The organism is Rheinheimera muenzenbergensis, from assembly GCF_036984005.1.
Classification (GTDB): Bacteria; Pseudomonadota; Gammaproteobacteria; order Enterobacterales; family Alteromonadaceae; genus Alishewanella; species Alishewanella muenzenbergensis.
Genome location: NZ_JALAAR010000017.1, coordinates 13,325 through 37,356, shown reverse-complemented (window position 1 = coordinate 37,356; position 24,032 = coordinate 13,325). Strand labels below are relative to the sequence as shown.

Genomic DNA, 24,032 nt, shown 5'->3' with positions numbered 1-24,032 from the left:
AGCCTGCGCTTCGACGCAATAACTATAACGAAACCTGACATCTTAGTGGGAGAGAATAATGCGTAAAACACTTATCGCCACCACGGTTGGTGCAGCTCTGGCGCTGGCCGCCTGTTCTGACAATACCGCCCCTAACCAGACTGTAAACCAACAGCCTGCAGCCGAAGTAAGCAGCAGCGCCGAGGTTACCACCACTAACCCGCTAATGAGTAAAAGCATGTTGCAATACGAAACGCCAAATTTTGCCGAAATAAAAGACGAGCATTTCTTGCCGGCATTTGCAGAAGGCATGCAGCAACATATGGTTGAAGTGTTGGCCATCGCCAATAACCCAGAGCCCGCAACTTTTGATAACACTCTGGTAGCGCTGGAAAAAAGCGGCGAATTGCTAACCCGCACCTCGCGCGTATTCTACAATCTGGTCGGTACCGACTCTAACCCGGAGCGGCGCAAAATTCAGTCGGAAATGGCGCCAAAACTGGCGGCGCACTCTGACAATATCAACCTGAACCCGCAGTTATTCGCCCGCATTAAAAGCCTGTACAACCAGCGTAACGAACTTAAGCTGGATGCCGAAGCAGTGCGCTTAATTGAAGTGTATCACGAGCGCTTTGTCCGCGCCGGTGCTGAGCTGACCGACGAGCAAAAAACCGCTATCCGCGCGTTAAACGAAGAACACTCTAAATTAACCAACCAGTTCTCGCAAAACCTGCTGGCTGAAACAAAAAAAATCGCTGTTATTGTAGATACCCAGGCAGAACTGGACGGCTTATCTGACTCACAAATTACCGCCGCCGCCAATGCCGCTAAAGACGCAGGCTATGAAGGCAAATACCTGCTGAGCATTACCAACACAACCCGCCAGCCAATATTAACCCAATTACATAACCGCGAATTACGTCAACGCGTTTGGCAGGCCTCGGCTAACCGGGCGCAAAGCGGCGAAACCGATAACCGGCCATTGGTTGCCCGTTTAGCCCAACTGCGGGCCGAACGCGCCAGGCTGCTTGGCTATGACAACTGGGCCAGCTACGGCTTAGAAGCGCAAATGGCGAAAACGCCACAGGCGGTATTTGATATGTTAGGCAGCATGGTGCCGGCAGTGGTAGCCAACACCAATAAAGAAGCTGCGGCCATTCAGCAAATGATTAAACAAAAAGGCGGTGATTTTGAGCTGCAACCCTGGGACTGGGAATATTACGGCGAGTTTGTGCGCCAGGCCAAGTTCGAACTGGATGAAAACGAAGTAAAACAATACTTTGAATTTAACCGGGTATTAAAAGACGGGGTGTTTTATACCTTCAACCGCTTATACGGCGTTACCTTTAAACCACGGCCAGACTTACCGGTATATCACCCGGATGTAGAAGCCTACGAGCTGTTTGACGCCGACGGCAGCAGCCTGGCTATTTTCTATGCCGACTACTTTGCCCGTGACGGCAAACGTGGCGGTGCCTGGATGAGTAATTTCGTTGGCCAGTCACATCTGAAAGGCCAAAAGCCGGTAGTGGTTAACGTGATGAACATTCCTAAGGCACCTAACGGCGAACCGACGCTGGTGAGCTACGACCATGTAACCACCATGTTCCATGAATTGGGCCATGGCTTACACGGCATGTTTTCTGATGTGAAATACCCGACACTGGCCGGCACTTCTGTATCGCGTGACTTTGTCGAATTTCCGTCTACCTTCGAAGAAGATTGGGCAGCACACCCTGAAGTCATAGCTAACTATGCTAAACACTACCAGACCGGTGAGCCTATTCCGGCTGAATTACTGCAAAAAGTGATGAATTCGCGCAGCTTTAACCAGGGTTTTGACACGCTGGAATATATGTCAGCGGCGTTGCTGGACATGGAATGGCACTCATTGTCTGCTGATGAGCCACTGCAGGACGTCAATGCCTTTGAAGCTGCTGCGCTGAAAAAGCACGGTGTTGATTTAGCCGCCGTACCACCGCGCTATAAATCGACCTTTTTCTCGCACTCAATGGGCGGCGGTTATTCAGCGGGTTACTATGCCTATATGTGGAGCGAAATTTTAGCGGCCGATGCTTTTGCCTATGTGCAAAGCCAGGGTGGCTTAAAGCTGGAAAACGGCCAGAACTACCGCAAAAACATTTTGTCGGTGGGTAACTCACGGCCAACCATGGAGTCTTATAAAGCCTTCCGTGGCCAGGAGCCAACCACAGACGCCTTGTTAATTCGCCGCGGCCTGAAAACCAAAGTAGATTAAGCTCGCAAGCCGGTTTTAACTAAAACCTGCATTAAAAAAGCCCCGCACAATTGCGGGGCTTTTTATCAGCTTACGCCACAGCGCGTTATTAATTACCCGCCACCTGCATTTGACTTATCAGCACCGAGCCGGTTAACACGCCACCGCGACGATCAATATCGTTACCTACGGCAACCATCTGCATAAACATTTCTTTCAAGTTACCCGCGATGGTAATTTCGGCCACCGGAAACTGAATTTCGCCATGCTCAACCCAAAAGCCGGCTGCACCACGCGAGTAATCACCGGTAACGGTATTGACGCCCTGGCCCATTAATTCGGTAACCAGCAGGCCCTTGCCCATAGTGCGGCACAGTTGCAATAAATCTTCATTGCCGTGGCTTATCAGCCAGTTATGTATGCCGCCGGCATGGCCGGTACTGCTCATGCCCAGCTTACGCGCCGAATAGCTGGTAGTAAGATAGCTAGTGAGTACGCCCTGTTCAATCACTGTCAGATCTCGGGTTTTTACCCCTTCACCATCAAAGGGGCTGGAGGCCAGCGCCTGCTGCAAATGCGGTTGCTCAATAATGCTGATAGCAGGAGACATAATTTGCTGGCCGACTTTATCCATTAAAAAACTGGATTTACGGTAAATGCTGCCGCCACTGATGGCCGATACCAGATGGCCAAACAGACTGCTGGCAATATCAGCGCGAAAAATTACCGGTACCTTTTGCGTAGCGATCTGCCGGGCATTTAACCGCGCTACCGTTTCCAGTGCGGCTTCACGGCCAATTTGTTTCGGGTCCAGCAACTTACTGTACTGGCGGGCCACGCTAAAGCTGTAATCACGCTGCATATCATCGCCATCTTCGCCGATGACCACACAGCTAAAACTGTGGCGCGAGCTGGGATAACCGACCAACTGACCATGGCTGTTACCATACACTTTTAAACCGGTATGCGACGAAAACGACGCCCCTTCCGAGTTAGTGATACGCGGATCTACAGCAAAAGCCGCCTGTTCAGAGCTGGCACATAAGGCAATAGCCTGCTCGGTACTGATGCTGTCCGGGTGGTATAAATCCAGATCCGGCGGCGACATTTCCAGCCAGGCCGCTTCAGCAATACCGGTGTGCGGATCTTCTGAGGTATAACGGGCGATATCGGCGGCGGCTTCTACCGTACGGCGCAGTGCTTGCGGGCTTAAATCGGCCGTCGACGCCGAGCCCTTCCGCTGGCCAAAATACAAACTGATCCCCAGGCCACCGTCCTGATTAAACTCTACTGTTTCAACTTCACCGTGGCGGGTTTCGACGCTTAACCCCTTAGTGCGGCTCATCGATGCCTCGGCGCTACTGGCACCTAATTGCTTAGCATGCGCCAGTACTTCGGCTACCGCCTGTTTAACTTCATCAATTTCCTGCCAGATGCTGGGTTCTGTTACGTGCATAGTGTTCTGTCTGCCTGAAAAAATTGTTGTCAGCTTATCATAGTCTGCATTCGCTGGCTGCTGTTGCAGCGCCAGATCATGTATACTTAGCGCCATTATAGTGATGAGTGAAACTAAGATGACCGATTTTATAAACGGCGATACCTGGGACGAAGAAGAAGGCAAGAGTAAATCACAGGTTAAACGTGAAATGCACGAGCTGCAAAAGCTGGGCGAAGAGCTGGTGGCGCTAAGCGCTGCCTCGCGCGCCAGAGTGCCGCTGGACGATGAATTAAAAGACGCGCTGCAACTGGCCGACAAATTAAGCAACAAACGCGAAGCGCTGCGCCGCCATATTCAGTTTATTGGCCGCTTAATGCGTACCCGCGATTTAGAGCCGATAGAACAGGCCTTAGCCTTGCTGCGTAACACTAACCAGGCCGCCACCCGGCAGTTTCACAAGGTAGAAAACTGGCGCGACAAACTGCTGGCCGATAACGACGCCGTAACCGGTTTTATTGCCGAGTTTCCGGAGGTTGATGTGCAACAGCTACGCCAGCTTATTCGCAATGCAAAAAGAGAGCAGGAAAAACAACAGCCGCCTAAAGCCTACCGCGAGCTGTTTCAGCTGATTAAACCGCTGATTATTACTGAATAACCCGCCAGGATAGATATGTCAGGGGCGCAGTACTGCGCCCTGAAATTAGCAGGGTGCTTTAATTCGGCACTACCCGCATAATGCCGCCCTTCCATAAGCCGAGATACAACACATTACGCCCTTGTTCCTGCACTAACAGCATACTGCGCACACCACCGAAAAACGACGCCGGCGCCGGATATTGATATTGCTGCCAGGCTGCACCGCCATTGTCAGACCACTCAATAATTAACGGCTGTGGTTCATCAAATTGTTTATTCCAGCCGGCAGTATAAATATGCTGCGGCCTGGCCGGATCGATAGCGATGTCAAAGTAAAAACGGTAATTTTTATCGCCTAGCAAGGTGCGCCAGCTGGCACCGTTATCGCTACTGTGCACTACGCCGCCCTCGCCGCTGACATAGACACTGTTGGCGTTATCCGGCGCAAAACGTACCCCGTAAATGGAGGATGGTGCCGGCATTAAATTAAGATGCAGTTTGGCACTGCCATCTTTTACCGCTACCTGCAGCAACACCGGGTTTTCAATACCGCCCTGGCCGCCAAACCAGATATCGTTATTGCTGCTGTTGAAAGCCAGCGCCGATTTGGCCTGACCAAAGCCCTGCCAGCTGCCATGCAACAATTGCCAGCTGATACCCAGATCGGTGGAATACGCCAGCGCCTCGGTACCGGTGGCATATAAACGCTGGGTGTTGCTGTCGTACAATAAGGCGTAGATAGCTTCGGTTTCGCCATGTAAGCCAAACTGATGCTTTACCTCTACCCAATCGGCGCCGCCGTTGTAGCTTTCAAACAATACATGCCGGCGAAAACCGTCACTATCCTGCTGATACGTCGCGGCAATAAAATGTTGCTCGCTAATGGCAACCACATCTTCCAGATCAAAGCCCTGTAAGCCGGCACTTTGCCAGCTGCCATCGCCACTGCTGATATAGAGGCCATCGGTACTAACGGCAAACAGCAAGCCATGCTGCTGATATAAACGGGTAGCAGTGATACCAGTTAAGCCCTGATGCTGAAAACTAAAGGCTGCCGGCGGCGGTGTCGGGGTTGGAGTGGGTACACTCGCTGCTTGCCGCTCAGAGCCACAACCAGCCAATAAGGTGAAACAACAAACCACAACGCAGCGCCACATAGCCTTCCCTCAGTTAAGTTTTAACTACAATAACCTTAGCGACAACTTTGTCAACAGTCTGTAACCAGATGTAACCATGGCAAATAAAAAAGGCCGCTAAGCGGCCTTTTTTAGTGTCAGCAGATTTAACACACTTTAGTCAGCCAGCCGTGGGTATCAGCAGCTTTACCCCATTGGATATCGTTCAGTGCCTGGCGCAATGCATTCGTTGTGCTGCCACCCTGGCCGCTACCAACCTGATACTCTTTGCCGGCGTGAATTAAAGTGCCTACCGGGGTTAATACGGCAGCAGTACCAGATAACGCCGCTTCAGCGCCCGGCTTGGCAGCGCGCTCTAGTAGCTCATCTACTGTTAGCTCACGCTCGGATACTGTCATGCCACGATCACGTGCCAGTGTCAGGATAGAATCCCGGGTCACGCCATGTAAAAAGCTGCTGTCCAGCGCCTTGGTAATAATTTCATTGCCATCAATCAGCAAAAAGTTAGCGGCACCGGTTTCCTGTACGTCGCCGTTGGGGCAAAACAGTACCTGATCGGCCTGTACGGCAGCACGGGCTTTCATAATAGGTTGTAAGGCACTGGCGTAGTTGCCGCCACTTTTAACCATACCCATATGTGAGGCACAGCGGGCGTTGTCTTCCAGCAACAAACGCAGTGGTTTAGCGCCGCCGGAAAAATAATCGCCTACCGGTGACAGCAATACATAGAGTAATGATTCCAGGCTCGGTGCTGCAGCTTTGCCGATAGAGGCCTCTGTACCAATATGGGTAGGCCGGATATACATTGAGCCCGGCGGGTTTGGCACATCCGTGGCAAAGCGGCGGACAATGTCGGTAATCATCTGACTTAACATAGCGCCGTCGATTTTCGGTAGCGATAATAATTCACTACTTTGCGCCAACCGGGCGACGTTTTTATCCATCCGGAACAGATGAATGCTGCCATCGGCGTGGCGAAAGGCTTTTAAGCCTTCAAAGCAGGTACTGGAATAATGCAGTACATGCGCGCCCGGGTGCAGGCTGATACTGCCGCTGGCCACCAGTTCCGGCGCACTCCAGCTGTTATTGGTAAAACGCGAGATGCTCATCTCGGGGGTAAATACGGTGCCAAATGCTGCCATTTTGCGTTATGTCCCTGTGATTTGTTCTATTTACTGTATAGATGTACGAGTTCGGCCACCTTACTGGGTGCCGCCTACTGTCATGGCATCCAGCTTCAGTGTCGGCTGGCCTACGCCTACCGGTATACTCTGGCCTTGTTTGCCGCAGACGCCAACACCGGCATCCAGTGCTAAATCGTTGCCCACCATCGACACCTGCTGCATCGCTTCCGGGCCGCTGCCAATTAGCGTAGCGCCTTTAATCGGTGCGGTTATTTTACCGTTCTCAATTAAATAGGCTTCTGAGGCCGAAAACACAAACTTGCCCGAGGTTATATCTACCTGGCCACCACCAAAATTAGGTGCATAAATGCCTTTTTTCACACTGGCGATGATCTCAGCCGGATCACTCTGGCCTGCCAGCATATAGGTATTGGTCATACGTGGCATCGGCAAATGGGCAAAAGACTCGCGCCGGCCATTACCGGTAGGGGCTACGCCCATCAGCATGGCGTTGTGTTTGTCCTGAATATAACCTTTTAGAATGCCGTTTTCTATCAGTACGTTGTACTGGCCCGGCACGCCTTCATCGTCGATATTTAATGAACCGCGCCGGTGCGCCAGCGTACCGTCATCAACGATAGTACACAGCTTAGAGGCGACCTGCTCACCAACGCGGCCAGAAAAGGTCGACGAGCCTTTGCGGTTAAAATCACCTTCTAAACCGTGGCCGACGGCTTCGTGCAGCAATACACCAGGCCAGCCGCTGCCCAGTACAACCGGCATAGTGCCTGCCGGCGCATCTATAGCGGTCAGGTTAACCTGCGCCATGCGCACTGCTTCGCGGGCATAGTGCTGCCAGCGTGGTTCGCCATTGTTGACGTCGGTAAAGTAACTGTAGTTGGTACGGCCACCGCCACCGGCACTGCCACGCTCACGCCGGTCGCCCTGCTGCAGTAGCACCGAGCAGTTTAACCGTACAAGCGGCCGGATATCGGTGGCGTAAGTGCCGTCACTGGCTGCCACCAGCACTTCTTCGTACACGCCGGATAAACTTACCATCACCTGTTCGGCCCGGCTGTCCAGTGTGCGGATATAGGCTTCAATCTGGTGTAACAGCGCCACTTTTTCGGTATTGCTCAGGCTTTGCAGCGGTTCGCACGGCAGATATATATTACTGTTACCCGATTTGGCAAAAGCTTTTACGCTGCCATGCTGGCCCTGAGCGGCAATGCCGCGGGCTGCGGTAGCGGCTTGTTTCAGTGCAGCGGCGCTGATGCTGTCGGCATAAGCAAAACCGGTTTTTTCGCCACTGATGGCGCGCACGCCAACGCCGCGTTCAATATTAAAAGAGCCGTCTTTTACCAGACCGTCTTCCAGTACCCAGGATTCATGCACACTGGACTGAAAATACAAGTCAGCAAAATCGAGCTGATGATCGAATAAATAACCCAGCGTAGCCTGCAGATCGCTATCGGTCAGGTCGGAGGCGGTGATCAGGTTCTGCTCTGGTGCAGTCATGGTTTAAGCTCACTGTTAAAACGGTTGTGCTGCAATACCGGCATCCTTTGCGCCAGGCTGCGGCAATCGGTTAAATCTACTTCAGCTGAAATCCAGCCAGGTGCAGTACCGGCATCGGCCAGGATCCTGCCCCAGGGATCGATAATCAGGCTGTGACCCCAGGTTTCACGGCCATTGGCGTGCACACCGGTTTGATTTGGCGCCAGCACAAAACACTGATTTTCGATCGCCCGCGCCTGCAGCAATATCTGCCAGTGCGCGGCGCCGGTTACCCGGGTAAAGGCTGACGGCACACTAAGCACATTCATGCCCTGCGCGGCTAAGGCCTGCATCAGGCCGGGAAAGCGCACATCATAGCATATGGTCATGCCAAGCTTTAACTGCCCGGCGCTGGCGAGGGTAATTTTTTCACCGGGATAGGTAGTCTGCGATTCACGGTAGCTGCCGGTACTGTCGCTGACAGCGACATCAAACAGATGCATTTTCTGATAGTCGGCTATTATGCTGCCATCTGGCGCAAATAAAATACTGCAGGCAGTAAACCGGCGGCCATCCGGGCTTTGACCGGGTAACGAACCGGCCAGCAGATACACCTGATACTGCCGCGCCAGCGCCGCACAGCGCTGCTGAATAAACCCCTGCCCCAACGGGGCCATAAAACCCGCCTGCAGGCCATCGCCACCACCAAACACGGCAAAACACTCTGGAAGCGCGACCAGATGAGGCACTGTGGCGGCAAAGTGTTGCTGTAATTGTTGCAGATAGCCTTCCACTACCGCCAGATTATGCTCTGGTTGTGGCGTGCTGTTTAGCTGAATAGCAGATAAACGCCAATGTGCTGCCGTAGTGGCAGTGCTGCTAGCTGCTGTGTTGTCAGCCATGAGGCGCCTTTGCCGGGGTCTGTGGTTGGTTTGCCGGGGTTTGTGGTTGCTGGGCTGCGGGCAGCTCAATAATGGCATCAGGCTGTGCCACCCGCACCGGTACCGGTACTTCCTTGCTATGGCGGTTAACTTCGGTTACTACCGGTTTGTCAAAACTGCCGGTCACGGTAAAATTAATTTTCGAGATCACTTCGGCACTTTGGAATACCTCGTCCAGTGCCAGCGCCGCCAGTCCGGTGGCCGGGTTTACCATCCAGGCAATAATCACCGGCAAACTCGAGGTCACCTTAGGTGAAAACGCCATTTGATAATCTAAGTCGCGGCTGACTAAGTCGGCATAACCTTGTATTTGCAGGTTACCCGGCACGCCGTCAATACTGGCATCACTGGTTTGTACCACACCATGCGAAATAGCCAGATTGCCGCTCATGCCGTTATAAAAAAAGCCTTTGGCAAATACATCGCGAAAATCCAACCGCAGTTTACGCAATAAAGAATCGAGGCTGAAAATGGAAAACAGCCGGGCGCCCTGATCGCTGACTTCAGTAAGAGAGCCTTCACCAAGCTGGTAGTTTACACTGCCGGCCAGGTCGGCCAGCTCAAACTGATTAGGCGCTCCGGGCCAGTCCAGCGCAAAATTAACTTCAGCCGTGCTACCGGAAATTGCCGATGTCAGTTGATACTCCTGTAGCAAACTGCCGATATTGTTGCTGCTAACGGTGCCACTAAACCGGCTGTGGCCGGCGGCGGTATCTTCCTGCCAGTGGCCACTAAGTGACAGACGGTTGCGTTTATAGCGGGCATCAAACTGTGTTAGCTGCCACTGGCGGCCTTCACTGTGTGCTTTAAGGTTAACCTGCCCCAGCCGGTAAGGGCCAACGCTGCAGTCGGCACAACTGATGCGAAGTGGCGGCACATCCAGCAACCAGCGCTGTGGGTAGCGCACCAGTTCAGCTTCGGTGCGCGTTACCTGCTCTGGCAGGGGCAACTGCAAATAATCCAGCGTAGCGCTGATTTCCTGGCTGGCGTCTTTGTTAAACTGCCAACGACTGGCTATTTCAGTGCCGTTTAGTTGCAGCTGCCAGTTATCACTGTGCTGTACCAGCTCAAAAACAGTATTGCTCAGCGCTATATCGGGGGCCAGTGTCAGATGCTGCACCTTACCCTGCACCTTGTTTAATGGCGGAAACAGTTGGCCCTGCTGTTCGCTGTTGCTGGCGGCCAGTTGTTGCTGGATCAGCCCAAACCAGCTGATAAAGTCGGCTTCGGCCAGATCAACATTAACATTAAAACCTGTGCTGCCCAGGCCGGCGTCTGCTGCAGCAGCACTAAGCTGTACCCGGCTGAATTGCTGACTGTCGTGCATCAGCTCGGCATGAAAGTGCAGGTTATGCTGCAGATGTGCCTGTAACAATGAACGCTGCTGGTTACCGCTGGCGCTAACCCGCAATGGCATTTTACTGTCAGCAGCTTTGTTATAGGGTGCTGGCAGCTTAAGTTCAGTGCCGGATAAATCCGACTGTAACTGTGCACTGTAGCTAAAACCGCTGTGCGGTAAACTCAGCGCCAGATCCAGCTGCCAGGCGGTGTCGCCCTGCAGCAGCGGAGCAACAGGCGCGTGCAGCGCCTGCGCCAACTGTGTGGCCTGATGGTCACCCTTGAGTTGCAATGCCAGTTGATAACCATCGGCACTGTTGCCCCCATCCAAGCTGGCCGTTAGCGGTAAGCCGCGCCAGCTTAGCAACAAGTTGTCAGCAGTGATCTGCTCGTTTTCAAAGCGCAATTCACCATTAAGCTGGGTCAGTTGCATGGCCGGCGCCGCCAGCGCCAGGCTGGTATCGCTAAACTGCACCTTGCCACTGGCCAGTACGCCGGCTTGTTTCAGGCCAACGGCCAGTTTTACATCCCCCTGCACAACGCCGCTGGCTCCCAGATGCGCCAGCGTTTTACCCAAATTACCGGCCAGCGGCGATTGCAGCATCAGCTCTGTTAACGCTTCGGCGTCGATGCGGCGACGGATGTGGATATCCAGGGTGTCGGCTGCGAATAAGTTGTCGATTTGCGCACTGACACCATCTTGCAACGCAATGCCCGTCAGTTCTCCGGCCTGGCTCTGAATAGCCATGCTGGCATTATTAAACAGCAATTGTGCACTAAAGTTGGTTAACAAAGGCCAGTCTGGCGCAAAGGCGAACTGGCCTTCATCCAGCTGTGCCAGTACCTGAAATACCCCCTGCTGCTCAGTGTAGGGAAAATCTGCCGGCTTTCCCTGCCACAGCATAGTGGCCTCGGTCACCGTACCGGCTACGATGGCTTGCTGCAGATAACTGCGGACTTGTTGTGGCATATAAGGTGCGGGAAAAAACCGACCGGCCTGACTGGCGTCGGCATGTTGTAGCCGGGCCACTATTTGCAAACTGTCATCCAGATGCAGGCTGGCATCCAGTTGCATCGGCCCGGCGGTAAGCTTTAACTGCGGCACCACAACCCGCCAGGGGCTGCCTGGCCCGGCGGCCTGCCAGTACAGTTCAGCGCTTAGCTCATCGTAGTCGGTGGCTGCATTAAACAAGGTGTCCCAACTTAATTGCGCTGCACTGCTATGCAGTTGCAAATAGGCCAGATCACTACTGATAACAAAGTCACCGTGTAACTGGCTGACACCCGGTATATCATGCACTGGTGTTGAAAGCAGATTATGAATATCACCACTGAAATACCACTGCTGTTCGTTGCTGTACCATTGCAGTTGCGCCAGCTCAGCAGTGGGTTGATATTGCATGATCTGTTGCAGCGGGGCGATATCTTCTGCCAGTAACGTAGCCAGCGGCGTCAGTGCTTCCAGCGCAAAGCGGTTCAGGCTGGCTTGCCACTGCTCGTCATTACGGCGTAACTGAAACTGTAAACCAGGCCAATGTTGCTCTGCTGCACTGAGCGTCAAATCACCGGAATACAGCACCCAGCCTTCCGCCTCGGGTTGCCAGAGTAACTGGCCCTGCCCCAGCTGCAGCCGGTGCTCATTGCCGTCGCGCTGCCAACTGACACTGTTGTTAGCCAACTCCACCTGAAACCGGCGCAGCGTGCCCTGATCAATGCGGCCCCAGGCGCTAAAATTAATGCTGGCCTGCTGCAGTCTCTGGCTTGGCGGCAGCAAGCTGGCGAACCAGGGCAGCACATCCAGTTTATCGCTTTGCAAATACAGCTGGCCAAACGCCTGTGGCAGGCTAGGGCCATACAAGTCCAGCACAAAAGACACGGTATTGGCGGTAACACCAGCCAGCGAAAATTCACCGTAGCCCTGGTGCCGGTTAGCGCTGTTGGTCCAGTCCAGTTGCTTAATATGTATGGTCAAATCGTGCGAGCCGTGGTTTTGCACGATTAACTGGCTGTCCAGCACGGAAAAATAGCTCAGTTGCTGAAAAAATAAATTTTCCAGTGCGTCAAGCACCGGTGCGGCATCCAGGCTATTGTCGTCGTCAGCCGCCAGCAGGCTGTCGGCAGCGACATAGTAACGCAGGCCACTGAGCTGGAAATGCCGGGCCTTAAGCTGACGCCCAAGCAGGCTACGCCAGAAGTCGAGCCTGACTTCGGTAACCTCGATATGTAATTGCAGCTCATCTGCACTGTCATACAGACTAATATCATTTAACAACAGCGCCGGCCCAAACCTTTGCCAGCCGGCACTCAGACTGCCGATCCGGACATTAGCGTTGTAGCGCTCACTAATTAGTTGTTCGATCTGATGCCGGTAGTTGTCGGCATAGGGCAGGCTGTAACGCAGTACTGTTATAGCCACGGCCAGCAGCACCAGCACCAGTGCCAGTGCCAGCCATAGCTTGTGTAAACAGTAAAAGCATACTCGTTTTGCCTGCACTACATCATCACCACATCAAATTGCTCCTGCGTATACAGAGGTTCGGTCTGAATGCTGATTTGCTTGCCAATAAATACCTGCAACTCAGCCAGGCTATGAAATTCATCATTGGTCAGTGCATCCTTTACTGCCGGAGACACATACACCACAAACTTATCTGCCGCATAAGCCCGGTTTACCCGGACAATTTCGCGCAGCACTTCAAAACAGACGGTCTCAACCGTTTTTAAACTGCCACGCCCCTCACATACTGGACACTCAGAACACAGTATATGTTCCAAACTTTCGCGGGTTCTTTTGCGGGTCATCTCTACCAGCCCCAGCGCCGAGAAGCCGTGGATATTGGTTTTTGCCCGATCTCGCGCCAAAGCCAGCTCTAAACTGTGGAACACGCGCTTTTTATGCTCGGCATTTTGCATATCAATAAAGTCGATAATGATAATGCCGCCCAGATTACGTAACCGTAACTGACGGGCAATAGCCTGAGTGGCTTCAGTATTGGTGTTAAAAATGGTTTCATCCAGATTGCGATGGCCGACAAAGGCGCCGGTATTGACATCGATAGTGGTCATGGCTTCGGTCTGATCGATAATCAGATAGCCACCGCTTTTAAGCGGTACTTTGCGCTCCAGCGCACGTTGAATTTCGTTTTCAACGTCAAACATATCGAAAATAGGCCGCTCGCCCGGATAGTATTCCAGCAGTGGCGTCATATGCGGGATAAATTCTTCACAAAACGCGGTTAACTGTCCAAAGGTCAGTTTAGAGTCTACCCTCACCCGTTCCAGCTCGGTGCCAACAAAATCACGCAGTATGCGGTAAGTTAGCGTTAAATCTTCGTATACCACGCCTTCTTTACGGGTTTTTTGTTTGCGCTTTACGACCTTGGCCCAGAGTTTTTTCAGGAACTTGGCATCCTGTGCCAGTTCATCTGCGCCGGCGCCTTCAGCCGCAGTGCGGACGATAAAACCACCGCTATCATCCAGATACTGGCTGACAATATCTTTTAGCCGTTGTCGCTCGTTGTCGCTTTCCAGCCGTTGTGACACGCCAACATGGGGTGAGCCCGGCATAAACACCAGATAGCGTGAAGGCAGAGTAATATCGGTGGTTAGGCGCGCCCCTTTGGTGCCAAGCGGGTCTTTTACCACCTGCACCAGTAAATACTGGCCCTCGCGCACCAGCACACGGATGTCCTTGCTGGCTGCCGGCTTGCCTTCCAGTTCGGCAATGGGATCGTGCTGCACTATATCGGAAGCATGTAAAAAAGCGGCTTTATCCAGGCCAATATCGACAAAAGCCGCCTGCATGCCCGGCAAAACCCGGCTAACTTTGCCGACATAAATATTGCCAACCAGGCCAAGTTTAGCCTGACGCTCTATGTGCAGCTCCTGCAGCATGCCGTTTTCAATCAGCGCCACCCGGGTTTCACTTGGGGTCACATTTAATAGTAACTCGGCGCTCATGCTCTCTCCTGCCATTGTTGTAGCAGTTGGTCAGTCTCATACAGTGGCAGCCCGACTACCGCACTGTAGCTACCGTCTATCCGCGGGATAAACTTACCGCCCAGCCCCTGTATACCGTATCCACCGGCTTTATCCTGTGGTTCACCGCTGTGCCAATAACTATGGATATCTGCAGCGGTTAACGGCCGGAACCAGACTAGCGTGCTGACCAGACACTGCAGTTGCCGGGTATCGTCCAGCAGAGCAACAGCGGTCATTACCTGATGGCTGCGGCCGGATAGCCGCTGCATGGTCTGGTTAAAATCGGCAAAATCTGTTGGCTTACCCAGTATAGCCCCATCGCAGACGACTATAGTGTCGGCCCCCAGTACCGGCCGTTGCTGACACAGGCCTAAACCGGCACGGGCTTTTTGTTGCGCCAGCCGCTGCACATAGGCCGCCGGCGCTTCATTGGGCTGCGGCGTTTCGTCGATGTCGGCTTTTACCAGCTCAAAACGTACACCAAGCTGGGTTAACAATTCGCGCCGGCGCGGTGAGGCCGAAGCCAGAGTAATATCAGGATAGTTCATTAATCAGATTTCATTGAATTTTTAACTGCCGCCGGTAACGGCGTAATAACCAGAATAACCAGGGCCATACCAACATGCCGGTGATGACAGGCCACAGATACTGCGGCCGGAAGTAAACCCCGGTGAGGAAATGGCTGAGCCAGAATAGCAATAACTGATACAGCGCCAGCAACAGCCCAAGCAACAATGACTGCTGGATCACCGAAAAGTTACGGATTTTAAGATGATGCTGTGCCACGGCAAAAATAACCACCGAAAACGCCAGCGCATTGACCCCCAGCACGGTGCCAACCAATACATCAACAATAAAGCCGGTAAAAAAGGCGGTAAGAATACCAATACGCTGCGGTAATGCCATGGTCCAGTACATCAATACCAGTAAAGCCCAGTCTGGCCGCGCCAGCTTAACCAGTTGCGGCATCGGCATAACCGTCAGCAACAGGGCGATAAGTAAAGACAGATATATAAACCCCTGCCGCTGTGGTTTACGCATTATGGTTGCTCCTGCGTCGGCTCAACATCGGTCACTACCTGGCGCCGCGCCAGCAACAGCACATGGCGAATACGATCTAATTGGGCGAAAGGCTCGGCATACACCACCATAAACGGCTGGCTGACATCCTGGCTGATGCGGGTCACCCGGGCAACCGGATACCCTTCAGGGAAACGGCCATCCAGGCCGGACGTCAACAGACGATCGCCCTCGCGAATGTCGGTGCTGTGTGGCAAATGCATAACCCGTAACGAATCCCACTGCCCCAACCCTTCAACAATAGCCCGCACGCCGGTACGCTCGGTGCGCACAGCCAGTGCATGAGTGTTGTCAGAAATCAGAATAGCCCGGCTGCTGGTCGGCCCCAGGCTGGTGATCTGGCCCACTACACCCTGGTCATCAATCAACGGCTGGTGCTCCTGCACCCCGTCAGATGAGCCTTTATTCAGCACCACCTGATGACTGAACGGGTGGCTGTATACCGCCAACACTTCAGCGATAAGCGGCTCGCCGGGAATTTGCGCGGCAGACCCCAGCAAGGCGCGTAATTTGTCGTTTTCCTGCTGCAAAAACCGCAATAACTGCAGCTGGCCGCTTTGTTGTAACAGGGTTTCTTTTAACCGGCTGTTTTCTTCCAGCACAGCCTGTTGCGACATAAATTGCTCGGAGGCACCGGAAAATAAGGTTTGTGGCAGGCTGGCAACATAAAACAGCGGGCTGACGGCAGAGGTAAGATAACTGCGAAGCTGGGTAGAACTGTCGGTATAGCGGTCGACCAACATCAGGCCGACACTGCACACAACGGCAAGTAACAGCCGCAGTGGCAATGAAGGACCGCGAAAATACATATCATTCATACAAGTACTGGCACAGCCGTCAGTGTCAGTTAGTCATAACTGAACACGTCACCACCGTGCATATCAATCATCTCCAGTGCTTTACCGCCACCACGGGCGACACAGGTTAACGGGTCATCAGCCACCACAACCGGAATGCCGGTTTCTTCCATTAATAAGCGGTCCAGGTCGCGCAGCAAGGCGCCACCGCCGGTGAGTACCATACCACGCTCAGAAATATCCGACGCCAGCTCTGGCGGTGATTGTTCCAGCGCGACCATTACCGCACTGACAATACCTGCCAATGGCTCTTGCAACGCTTCTAAAATTTCATTACTGGTCATGGTAAAGCTGCGTGGTACACCTTCTGCCAGGTTGCGGCCGCGTACTTCAATTTCCAGTACGTCGTCACTGGGATAGGCTGAACCAATTTCAGTTTTAATGCGCTCGGCGGTCGCTTCACCAATTAAGATGCCGTAATTGCGGCGAATATAGTTAACGATAGCATCGTCAAATTTGTCACCACCAATACGCACTGATGACGAGTACACCACACCGTTTAACGAGATAATGGCCACTTCGGTAGTACCACCACCGATATCCACCACCATAGAGCCGGTCGCTTCTGACACCGGCAGGCCGGCACCAATAGCCGCTGCCATCGGCTCATCAATTAAGTACACTTCGCGGGCACCGGCACCCTGTGCTGATTCACGAATGGCCCGGCGTTCTACCTGGGTTGAGCCACAAGGTACGCATACCAGCACCCGTGGGCTGGGACGTAAAAAGCTGTTGCTGTGTGCCTGACGGATAAAATGCTGCAGCATTTTTTCAGTGACGTAGAAATCGGCAATCACGCCATCTTTCATCGGCCGGATAGCTTTAATATTACCCGGCGTACGGCCCAGCATACGCTTAGCTGCATGGCCTACGGCCGCCACACTTTTCGGCCCGCCTGCGCGCTCCTGCCGGATAGCAACAACCGACGGTTCGTTCAGTACTATGCCCTGATCCTTTACGTAAATCAGTGTATTGGCAGTACCCAGATCGATAGATAAGTCGTTTGAAAAGAGGCCACGTAATTTATTAAACATGAAAGAACCGGATCCTTATTAGCCAGAGCGCCGAACAACCACTCAACAGCGCTGAGCTGTGGCGTCACATGGGTAGTAATTAGTGCTGGGGTTATTCTATGTAACTCCCCGCCAAGTGAATAGCTTTATCTTACATTTTTATGCAATTAAACCAAGCCCCGCCGCTATTTATCTACAGCTGGTGGCGCTGCGCAGCATAACGGCACAACCTGAACTGTTACTGAAAGCGCTCGCGCCAGAAAATCTGCCGTGGATTACCGCGAAAACGGCCAAACATAATATCGGCCTGCGGGCATTGCTGCTGATTTGCAAGCGCCGGATCACAGGCTCTTGCCGGCGCTATCGGATTGCGCCATTGATAACGCAAATGCGCCGGTGCCTGATACTCTACCAACCAGTTACCTGCACTGCCTGTTGGCGCTATCCACACCGGCCCGGCCGCTAATTCGCCGTTTAGCATTGTCTGTACACTGCCGCCAAATTGCAGCGGCGTTGTATTGGGCGGTGGGTTAGCCAGCAAAGCCGGGTTAATCTGGCTGCAATTGTCGGCCAGGTTCGGCGTAAAAGCGCTGCCATTCCAGTATTCGCTGCGAAACACCAAGGGTAAGACTTCCTCTTCCGGGCCAGCGGTGTTTTGTATCAGCAAGCGGCCGTAGCGCATACGCAATGGTTGCTCAGGTGCATTTAGCGCTACTGCGTCAGTGCCGAGTGTGAAAGTTGAAAAGTTACGGTTGTCGCGCTCAGAGCCTGGTAAAACTTGCAGACCGAATTGCAATGCAGCAAAAGGGCCATCTGGTGTTGTAGTGCGGTTAAAAGCGGCATCAGTCTGTGCTACGGTATAAACCCCATGCTGCCACTGTGCCGCATTAAGCGCCAGCCGGGCGGCGTCTAAACGAACTGAGTTATTTTCAGCAACAACCAGCATTTCGGCTGTATCGGTATAAAGTGCCGCATCGTAATTGTGTAACGTATTGCCCGCCACGCCTGTCGCCAACAACTGATAGTTGACCGTCAGCTTCTGTTCAGACATATAACTGAAGTGATCGCTCACATCGGCTTGCAAACGGCAGCTATTTAACACACTGGCAAAATCCAGGCTGAACGTATTGGGATAAAACCGGCCAATCACACCACTGGCCGGTTTGGCCGAAACATCAGCCACGCCTAAATACAGATCGTTGTTGAGCCTGGCCTGCAAGCTGATGCTACCAACTTCATTCCAACTGACATCCGTTACCCTTTGCTGGCCATTTGCTGCCGGTAACGCGATATTTGTCTGCCCCTCGGCCAGCTGACCATTGCTGCCGCCGGCCGGATACTCCAGTGCATCAAAGGCGGCTGAAACCAACTGCCGCAACGCTTCCCGGCCAAAATTCGGCGTGGCCACACCCGCAGCATTACGGGACTCAATAACAACGTCAAACGCTTCGCCGGCGGCGACAAAACCATCGCCGGCATTTGTTGTGCCGGGGTTGGCCGAGCCATTTTGCCGCATCGCCTGCACTACCGCCAACGTGTGCGGTCGCACCACAAAGGCATTGCTGCTGCCGTTCAGGGTAATTGCCGGATCAGGTAGCTGTTCTGGCAAGGTCAGGCTGGCATGTAAGCTAAGTTGACCAACATCGGTGTAATTCATTGCCAGCGGAGCTGAGCCATTGGCAGCAAAAGTCAGATTGACGGTGCTGCGATTGGCCGAGGAAGCTGCAGCATTGGCAGCGATGGGACTGCCATTGACAGAATATTGCTGCCCGGTAATACAACTGCCCGGGTTTTCACAACTAAAGCCCAACTGCACTGGCTGGCTACCCGTAGCCCGGGCCTCGCAGGCACCGGTGGTAGTATTGGTGCGAATTGCACGTAAAACCGCATTAAAACTGGTACCCGCGGTCTGATGAGTTAGCGCTGATTCGCCATCGACAGCAGCGAATATCAGCCCGGAGTTAACAAAGCGTATTCTACACGGCGCGCCACCAGCACCAACAATACACCGGTTGCGGCTACGGAAAAATGCCTTCGCTGCCGGTACGCTGCTAACAGCCTCAACGGTAATCTCCGGATTAGCGCCAATAACCGGATTGCGTAAGTAAGCCGTGCCCACGCCATTAGTCAGCGTTACGGTATTACCCCCTGCCCAGCTGGCGTTACCACTGGCGGTCAGTGTTACCGTGACCGGATCAGTATAAATATCAGCGCCATCTAAGCAGCGATTGTTTAAACAGGCTTTTACTTCTACCGGTGCCGCCAGGCAACTTACTGTCTCTGCCGGATGGGTTAGCTGAAAGTGATCGATTAACACCCCGACCGGCAAAGAGCGCAATGCACAAATACTCAGGTTATCCAGCTCATGGTTATTATTTGAGCCACCGGTTGAGCCAGTAAACGACAGAAAGAAATTTTCCGGTACCGGAGCCTGACCGGGAAAAGACAGTGCATTGAATGCCGGTATCACCTCGGTAAAACCACTACCCGTGTTGCGCAGTACCGACACCAGCGCCTGGCCAGCCACACGCGAGTCTACCGTAATGCGGTAACGGTGCCCCGGCGCCGCAGCGTTACTGCTGCGCACATCTATCCGCGGCGAAATATTGGCCGCCGTGCCGGTTAAATACCGGTAATTGCCGGCAGCAGAACCACGCACCGACACCGATTGTGATCGAATACCCGGCCCGCCATTACGCCCTTCAGTGGCGCTGGAAAAATTACCATACTCATCCAACGCTATACCCAGCCAACCACCGGCAAAACCCGGACAATTCGGGCAGTCTGTGCCAGGGCCTTTCTGGGCATAACCAAGGGAGCCGCCAAAAGCACCTGGTTGGGGTGTAATAGTGGCATCAGATAAAATCAGCGCCACGCCATCAGCTCCGGTGCCGCCCTGCGGCGACCAGGCATAATAATCAAACTCTATTACCACCAGATTATCTGCTGCCGGATATAAGCGCTGAAACGTTGCAGACGTAGATTGATTGGCTGCAGCCTGAGTTAACCTTAAACGGCCATCTACCACCGAAGGGGTGAAATTGCCGCTGCTGCGCGCTGTTACCCAATTATCCGGCGATAACACGCCACTAAAATCGTCGGCTAAACACTGCTGGCAGGCACTGCTGCGCAAAGCACCATTAAAACTGTTCCCCGCCGCCTGATTCTGATACATCTGGCTAACTTGGGTCTGGCTAAGCGATTGATTAAACAGCAGCACTTCGTCTATGTCACCACGAAAATCGTCTTGCCGTGTACCATTGGCACGCCACCACACTCCGACAGCAGCGCGCTGAACGCTTAAATTCTCGCTACTGGCGCTGACACAGCGCACTAACTGGTTATTTAAGTACAAACATAACTGGCTGCCGCTACGGGTCAGGGTCGCCTGCGTCCAAACATTGTTGCCAACCACAGGGCTGCTGCTACCGCCGGCAAAGTTGTGGTAAGAACCTTTCAGGCCGGCGCGCACTTCATTGCTGCCGTTAATATACAGCTCAAGCTCGGTATCTGAGCTGTTACTGCTGGCCGAAAACAACTCACGAAAACCGCTACCGGCATCAAGCCGAAACCACAGCGACACGCTAAAGTTGGCCAAACCGTTTAACGCGCCAGCCGGCACGTTAATATAATCATTGCCAGCGGCAGAGAAATCGCCGGCTTCTAATACCTGGCCATCGGCAACAGCCGCAATATTGATGCCTGTCGCCGGATAATTACCAATAAGATCACTGATCACGCCATTACTGACATCGGCACATAAATCGAGCGGATAATGCGCCCTGGCCTGTGGTATCACTTCGTAGGGCACACAGGCATTGGCCGGTGTCGAATTTGGCAAACACTGGCCATACACCTGGCTACCGCTTTGCACATTAACCGTTGAATAGCCCGGTGCCTGCAACACACCGTAAACCACACTGTTGTTGCTAAGGGTTATCGCATCACTGTTGCTGTTAACATTAATCATGCTACCGGCTGTGCCCAACTGGCTGTTGCTGACGGTGACACTACTGGCCCCGCTTATACTACCGGCTGTCATCGTAACGCCACTGAATGTCAGCGGATTGTTTGCCAGCAACACAAAACTGCCCGCTACCGTGCCTCCGGTCACAGAGATGCCCGACAGAGCTGTGGCTCCGGCAGCCAAATTGGTATTAGTTGTGGTAATGGTATTGTTGCTGCTGCTGACCAAGCCGGTTACTGCGCCAGCGGTTAAAGTAATATTACCGCTGGTGCTGATAGTGCCGTTAACTGTCGTATTGTTTAGCGTTATTGCTGCGCTAGTCGCGCTGACATTGCCCCAGATGGTGTTAGTGTTAACCGCATCAATGCTGCCATAGTCACTTTGCACATTAATACGGTTTGTTGTGGTGCCGATAGTGACACCGTTCAAACTTAAACCATTATTAGCAATCAAAGTTGCATTGGTATTGGCAATAACAATGTCGCCGCTATTAAGTGTGATACGGCCATTGCCGCTGCAGCGATAAGTACTGCCGCTAACACTCCAGCTGGTGCTGCATGGTGGATAGCTGCCACTGCTCAGATTATAGGTCGCGGCGCTAAGCGGCAGTACAAGTAACATCAAACCAGCCAACAGCAATTGTTTCATCACCGCACCTCAACCTGCACTGTACGGCTGGTACTAAAATCGCCGGCATCACAACTGGCGCTGCTGCTAAGTCGATACAATGGGCTGGCACCCGGAGTGGGGTCGGCATAGGCGTTACACGTTATTTGTGCGGTACAGCCCTGCAGCGCCTTACCACTAAAGCTATGGTTTGAGCTAACGGCACTGCAATCGGCGCTACCGATCAGCGGAAACAACTGTGGCAGGGCGAGTTCTAAACCGCTTTGGGCAGCAAACAAGGTACGGGTGCCCTGCACCTCATACACCACAGCCTCACTGCTGCTGATCAGCAAGCGCGATAAGCTCAGCACCAGCGCCAGCATTACCACTATGATAAACACCGCAATCACCAGCACACTACCACGCTGAGCAGAAAAATTAGGGTACATTGGCAATATGCACCTCGTAGTTAAAAAACATATCCGGGTTATTAAGCGCACCAAACTGTAAAAAGATATTGACCACAGAATTGCGGGTTAATACGGCATCATACACTTTAAATATCGCATTGCTGCGCAGCCCTTCCGTCATTAACACCCCATTGCGCAATAAATTGTAGCCACCTTTACCGTCTGCCTGCGAACAATAGCTTACCATCTGGCCGGCGATGTAAAAACGCCGCTCCGGCGACTGGCGGCTAAAGCGAAAATTGGCGTTGGTCAGCCTTAGGTTGTAACGGGCATTGCTGGCATCAACAGTGCTGATCTCAGCCAGGGTGGCCGCCGCGCCGCTGTTTGGCCCTGGATTATAAAAATCGTTTATATTTCGTGGGTAAATAACCACCCTTGGTTGCTGGCCCGGTAAATAAGTCAATGGGCTAATCGCGGCTAAATCGGGGCTGATCACGGTCAGCGCATCGCTGCTGCTGTCAAATGGCAGAGAAATATAGCTGCCACTGTACAGTAACGGCGAAAAGAACAAACAATCACTTGCTGCTGACAAAAACACGCTGTTTGGCACGGCATTGCGCACTTCGCGCACCAGCCGCTCAGCCACAAAGCGGCTTTGGCCTAACACCTGCTCACGCTCTGCTACGTCTGAGTACATCCGGGCCCCTATGCCCAGGTAACTGCTGACACCGCCGGCCAGTATGGCCAGCAGCACCATAGTGACAATCAGTTCGACCAGCGTAAAGCCGCGGCTGCGCATTACCAGTTTCCTTTTAAGGCAGCAAAATCTATTACTGCGCCGGTTGGTGTGGTGACCTCGATCAGGACCCGTTTAGTTAGCGGGTTATCATAGCTGACGGAAATTTGCAGGCTGTAACTGCGGTATACCTCAGCCATACGTGGGTCATTACCAAAAATATTACTGATCTGGTCGCCACTGACATTTAAGCCATCAAAGTCATCGACATCGTCAAACTGGCTGCGCTGCTCATAAGGCCCGCCCGGACAGCTGCTGCCACCGTGCAGGCAATCGGCACCAAAATCTGCCTGAGCAGTGCAAGCCTGGGCGCCGGCTTCATCACAACGCAATAAACTACCGCTGCGGTTGCTGTTTTCATCAAACGACTTAGCCAGAATTTCGTTCATCAGGCTGTGGCCAAGTTCAGCCGCCCGCACCTGATGCCAGGGATCGGCCGACTTAACATACAAGGGCCCCAGCACCGAGGTAATAATGCTCAGGCTGATGGCCAGCACCACTATGCCAATGATTAATTCAATTAAGGTCACACCGTGGCTGCGCTTTAGCATGGGTGTATATAGCCTTCGCTTTCAATACAAATATTAAGTCTGGCCTCGCCCTGCACACTGATAGTACAGCTGCCGGCACTGCAGCTGGGCCGGCCCAGGCTATCAAAGCTAATATTACCTGCTGGTGACAAACTTACCGCATCACGCCCGGCAATGCATACGGCAGTAGCTGTCAGGCTATCGTTGCAGTTAGCGGCATCTATCACGGCTGCCGAATTGGTTAGGCTAACAACAGGCGGGGTGCACGCTACCGTACATTGCATACTTTGTATTTGCGCCCGGCGCAGCAGGTTTAGCAGCTGGTCCTGATATAAATATTCCGACGTGCCCGCAGCAGAAAAAAAACGGGGCACTAAGCTAACCGCCAGCACCCCGATTATTACCAGCACCACAATCAGCTCAACTAAGGTAAAGCCTTTGTGTGATGCGTTGTTCATATTGTTAAA

18 protein-coding genes are annotated in these 24,032 nt (G+C 53.0%); 2 read left to right on the top strand and 16 right to left on the bottom strand.

What is annotated here, in order from left to right; genetic code table 11:
* Positions 1–58 precede the first annotated feature (58 nt).
* Positions 59–2,236, top strand: coding sequence for a M3 family metallopeptidase (locus tag MN202_RS16885; RefSeq protein WP_335737313.1), 2,178 nt, complete (start codon positions 59–61; stop codon positions 2,234–2,236).
* A gap of 88 nt (positions 2,237–2,324) precedes the next feature.
* Here the strand turns inward: MN202_RS16885 and pmbA are convergent, their stop codons facing one another.
* Positions 2,325–3,671: a metalloprotease PmbA gene (gene pmbA, locus MN202_RS16880; RefSeq protein ID WP_335737364.1), complete on the bottom strand. Its 1,347-nt coding sequence runs from the start codon at positions 3,669–3,671 to the stop codon at positions 2,325–2,327.
* Positions 3,672–3,789: 118 nt separating this feature from the next.
* On the opposite strand from pmbA, the gene yjgA reads away from it, so the two are divergent.
* A complete protein-coding gene (yjgA, locus tag MN202_RS16875; protein WP_335737312.1) occupies positions 3,790–4,308 on the top strand; it encodes a ribosome biogenesis factor YjgA in 519 nt (172 codons plus the stop codon).
* 58 nt (positions 4,309–4,366) lie between these two features.
* On the opposite strand, the gene MN202_RS16870 is transcribed toward yjgA, so the two are convergent.
* From MN202_RS16870 to MN202_RS16800, 15 genes are all read right to left on the bottom strand, one after another.
* The gene (locus MN202_RS16870) at positions 4,367–5,446 is read right to left on the bottom strand and encodes a WD40/YVTN/BNR-like repeat-containing protein (protein ID WP_335737311.1); all 1,080 of its coding nucleotides are present in this window, start codon (positions 5,444–5,446) and stop codon (positions 4,367–4,369) included.
* Positions 5,447–5,571: 125 nt separating this feature from the next.
* The gene (locus MN202_RS16865; protein WP_335737310.1) at positions 5,572–6,567 is read right to left on the bottom strand and encodes a branched-chain amino acid aminotransferase; all 996 of its coding nucleotides are present in this window, start codon (positions 6,565–6,567) and stop codon (positions 5,572–5,574) included.
* 60 nt (positions 6,568–6,627) lie between these two features.
* The gene (tldD, locus tag MN202_RS16860; RefSeq protein ID WP_335737309.1) at positions 6,628–8,067 is read right to left on the bottom strand and encodes a metalloprotease TldD; all 1,440 of its coding nucleotides are present in this window, start codon (positions 8,065–8,067) and stop codon (positions 6,628–6,630) included.
* Entirely contained in the window at positions 8,064–8,948 is an 885-nt protein-coding gene (locus tag MN202_RS16855) for a carbon-nitrogen hydrolase family protein (protein WP_335737308.1), read from the bottom strand. Before MN202_RS16855 ends, tldD begins: the two co-directional genes overlap by 4 nt.
* The gene (locus MN202_RS16850; RefSeq protein WP_335737307.1) at positions 8,941–12,819 is read right to left on the bottom strand and encodes a YhdP family protein; all 3,879 of its coding nucleotides are present in this window, start codon (positions 12,817–12,819) and stop codon (positions 8,941–8,943) included. The genes MN202_RS16855 and MN202_RS16850 overlap by 8 nt, the downstream gene beginning before the upstream one ends.
* Entirely contained in the window at positions 12,819–14,285 is a 1,467-nt protein-coding gene (rng, locus tag MN202_RS16845) for a ribonuclease G (RefSeq protein WP_335737306.1), read from the bottom strand. Before rng ends, MN202_RS16850 begins: the two co-directional genes overlap by 1 nt.
* Entirely contained in the window at positions 14,282–14,854 is a 573-nt protein-coding gene (locus MN202_RS16840) for a Maf family protein (RefSeq protein WP_335737305.1), read from the bottom strand. The genes rng and MN202_RS16840 overlap by 4 nt, the downstream gene beginning before the upstream one ends.
* Positions 14,855–14,864: 10 nt before the next feature.
* Entirely contained in the window at positions 14,865–15,347 is a 483-nt protein-coding gene (gene mreD / locus MN202_RS16835) for a rod shape-determining protein MreD (protein WP_335737304.1), read from the bottom strand.
* The gene (mreC, locus tag MN202_RS16830; RefSeq protein ID WP_335737303.1) at positions 15,347–16,204 is read right to left on the bottom strand and encodes a rod shape-determining protein MreC; all 858 of its coding nucleotides are present in this window, start codon (positions 16,202–16,204) and stop codon (positions 15,347–15,349) included. Before mreC ends, mreD begins: the two co-directional genes overlap by 1 nt.
* Before the next feature lie 29 nt (positions 16,205–16,233).
* Complete coding sequence (locus MN202_RS16825) at positions 16,234–17,277, bottom strand: rod shape-determining protein (RefSeq protein ID WP_008219881.1); 1,044 nt, start codon at positions 17,275–17,277, stop codon at positions 16,234–16,236.
* A 217-nt stretch (positions 17,278–17,494) separates the two neighbouring features.
* Complete coding sequence (locus tag MN202_RS16820) at positions 17,495–21,871, bottom strand: DUF6701 domain-containing protein (RefSeq protein WP_335737302.1); 4,377 nt, start codon at positions 21,869–21,871, stop codon at positions 17,495–17,497.
* A complete protein-coding gene (locus MN202_RS16815) occupies positions 21,871–22,278 on the bottom strand; it encodes a type II secretory pathway component (RefSeq protein WP_335737301.1) in 408 nt (135 codons plus the stop codon). Before MN202_RS16815 ends, MN202_RS16820 begins: the two co-directional genes overlap by 1 nt.
* Entirely contained in the window at positions 22,268–23,038 is a 771-nt protein-coding gene (locus MN202_RS16810; protein ID WP_335737300.1) for a PilW family protein, read from the bottom strand. The genes MN202_RS16815 and MN202_RS16810 overlap by 11 nt, the downstream gene beginning before the upstream one ends.
* Entirely contained in the window at positions 23,038–23,586 is a 549-nt protein-coding gene (locus MN202_RS16805; RefSeq protein ID WP_335737299.1) for a type IV pilus modification PilV family protein, read from the bottom strand. Before MN202_RS16805 ends, MN202_RS16810 begins: the two co-directional genes overlap by 1 nt.
* Entirely contained in the window at positions 23,580–24,023 is a 444-nt protein-coding gene (locus MN202_RS16800; RefSeq protein ID WP_335737298.1) for a type II secretion system protein, read from the bottom strand. Before MN202_RS16800 ends, MN202_RS16805 begins: the two co-directional genes overlap by 7 nt.
* Between the last annotated feature and the right edge of the window lie 9 nt (positions 24,024–24,032).

Coding starts and splice junctions, on each gene's coding strand:
- MN202_RS16885 (WP_335737313.1), top strand. CDS start 59: ATGCGTAAAACACTTATCGCCACCACGGTTGGTGCAGCTCTGGCGCTG.
- pmbA (WP_335737364.1), bottom strand. CDS start 3,671: ATGCACGTAACAGAACCCAGCATCTGGCAGGAAATTGATGAAGTTAAA.
- yjgA (WP_335737312.1), top strand. CDS start 3,790: ATGACCGATTTTATAAACGGCGATACCTGGGACGAAGAAGAAGGCAAG.
- MN202_RS16870 (WP_335737311.1), bottom strand. CDS start 5,446: ATGTGGCGCTGCGTTGTGGTTTGTTGTTTCACCTTATTGGCTGGTTGT.
- MN202_RS16865 (WP_335737310.1), bottom strand. CDS start 6,567: ATGGCAGCATTTGGCACCGTATTTACCCCCGAGATGAGCATCTCGCGT.
- tldD (WP_335737309.1), bottom strand. CDS start 8,067: ATGACTGCACCAGAGCAGAACCTGATCACCGCCTCCGACCTGACCGAT.
- MN202_RS16855 (WP_335737308.1), bottom strand. CDS start 8,948: ATGGCTGACAACACAGCAGCTAGCAGCACTGCCACTACGGCAGCACAT.
- rng (WP_335737306.1), bottom strand. CDS start 14,285: ATGAGCGCCGAGTTACTATTAAATGTGACCCCAAGTGAAACCCGGGTG.
- MN202_RS16840 (WP_335737305.1), bottom strand. CDS start 14,854: ATGAACTATCCTGATATTACTCTGGCTTCGGCCTCACCGCGCCGGCGC.
- mreD (WP_335737304.1), bottom strand. CDS start 15,347: ATGCGTAAACCACAGCGGCAGGGGTTTATATATCTGTCTTTACTTATC.
- mreC (WP_335737303.1), bottom strand. CDS start 16,204: ATGAATGATATGTATTTTCGCGGTCCTTCATTGCCACTGCGGCTGTTA.
- MN202_RS16825 (WP_008219881.1), bottom strand. CDS start 17,277: ATGTTTAATAAATTACGTGGCCTCTTTTCAAACGACTTATCTATCGAT.
- MN202_RS16820 (WP_335737302.1), bottom strand. CDS start 21,871: ATGAAACAATTGCTGTTGGCTGGTTTGATGTTACTTGTACTGCCGCTT.
- MN202_RS16815 (WP_335737301.1), bottom strand. CDS start 22,278: ATGTACCCTAATTTTTCTGCTCAGCGTGGTAGTGTGCTGGTGATTGCG.
- MN202_RS16810 (WP_335737300.1), bottom strand. CDS start 23,038: ATGCGCAGCCGCGGCTTTACGCTGGTCGAACTGATTGTCACTATGGTG.
- MN202_RS16805 (WP_335737299.1), bottom strand. CDS start 23,586: ATGCTAAAGCGCAGCCACGGTGTGACCTTAATTGAATTAATCATTGGC.
- MN202_RS16800 (WP_335737298.1), bottom strand. CDS start 24,023: ATGAACAACGCATCACACAAAGGCTTTACCTTAGTTGAGCTGATTGTG.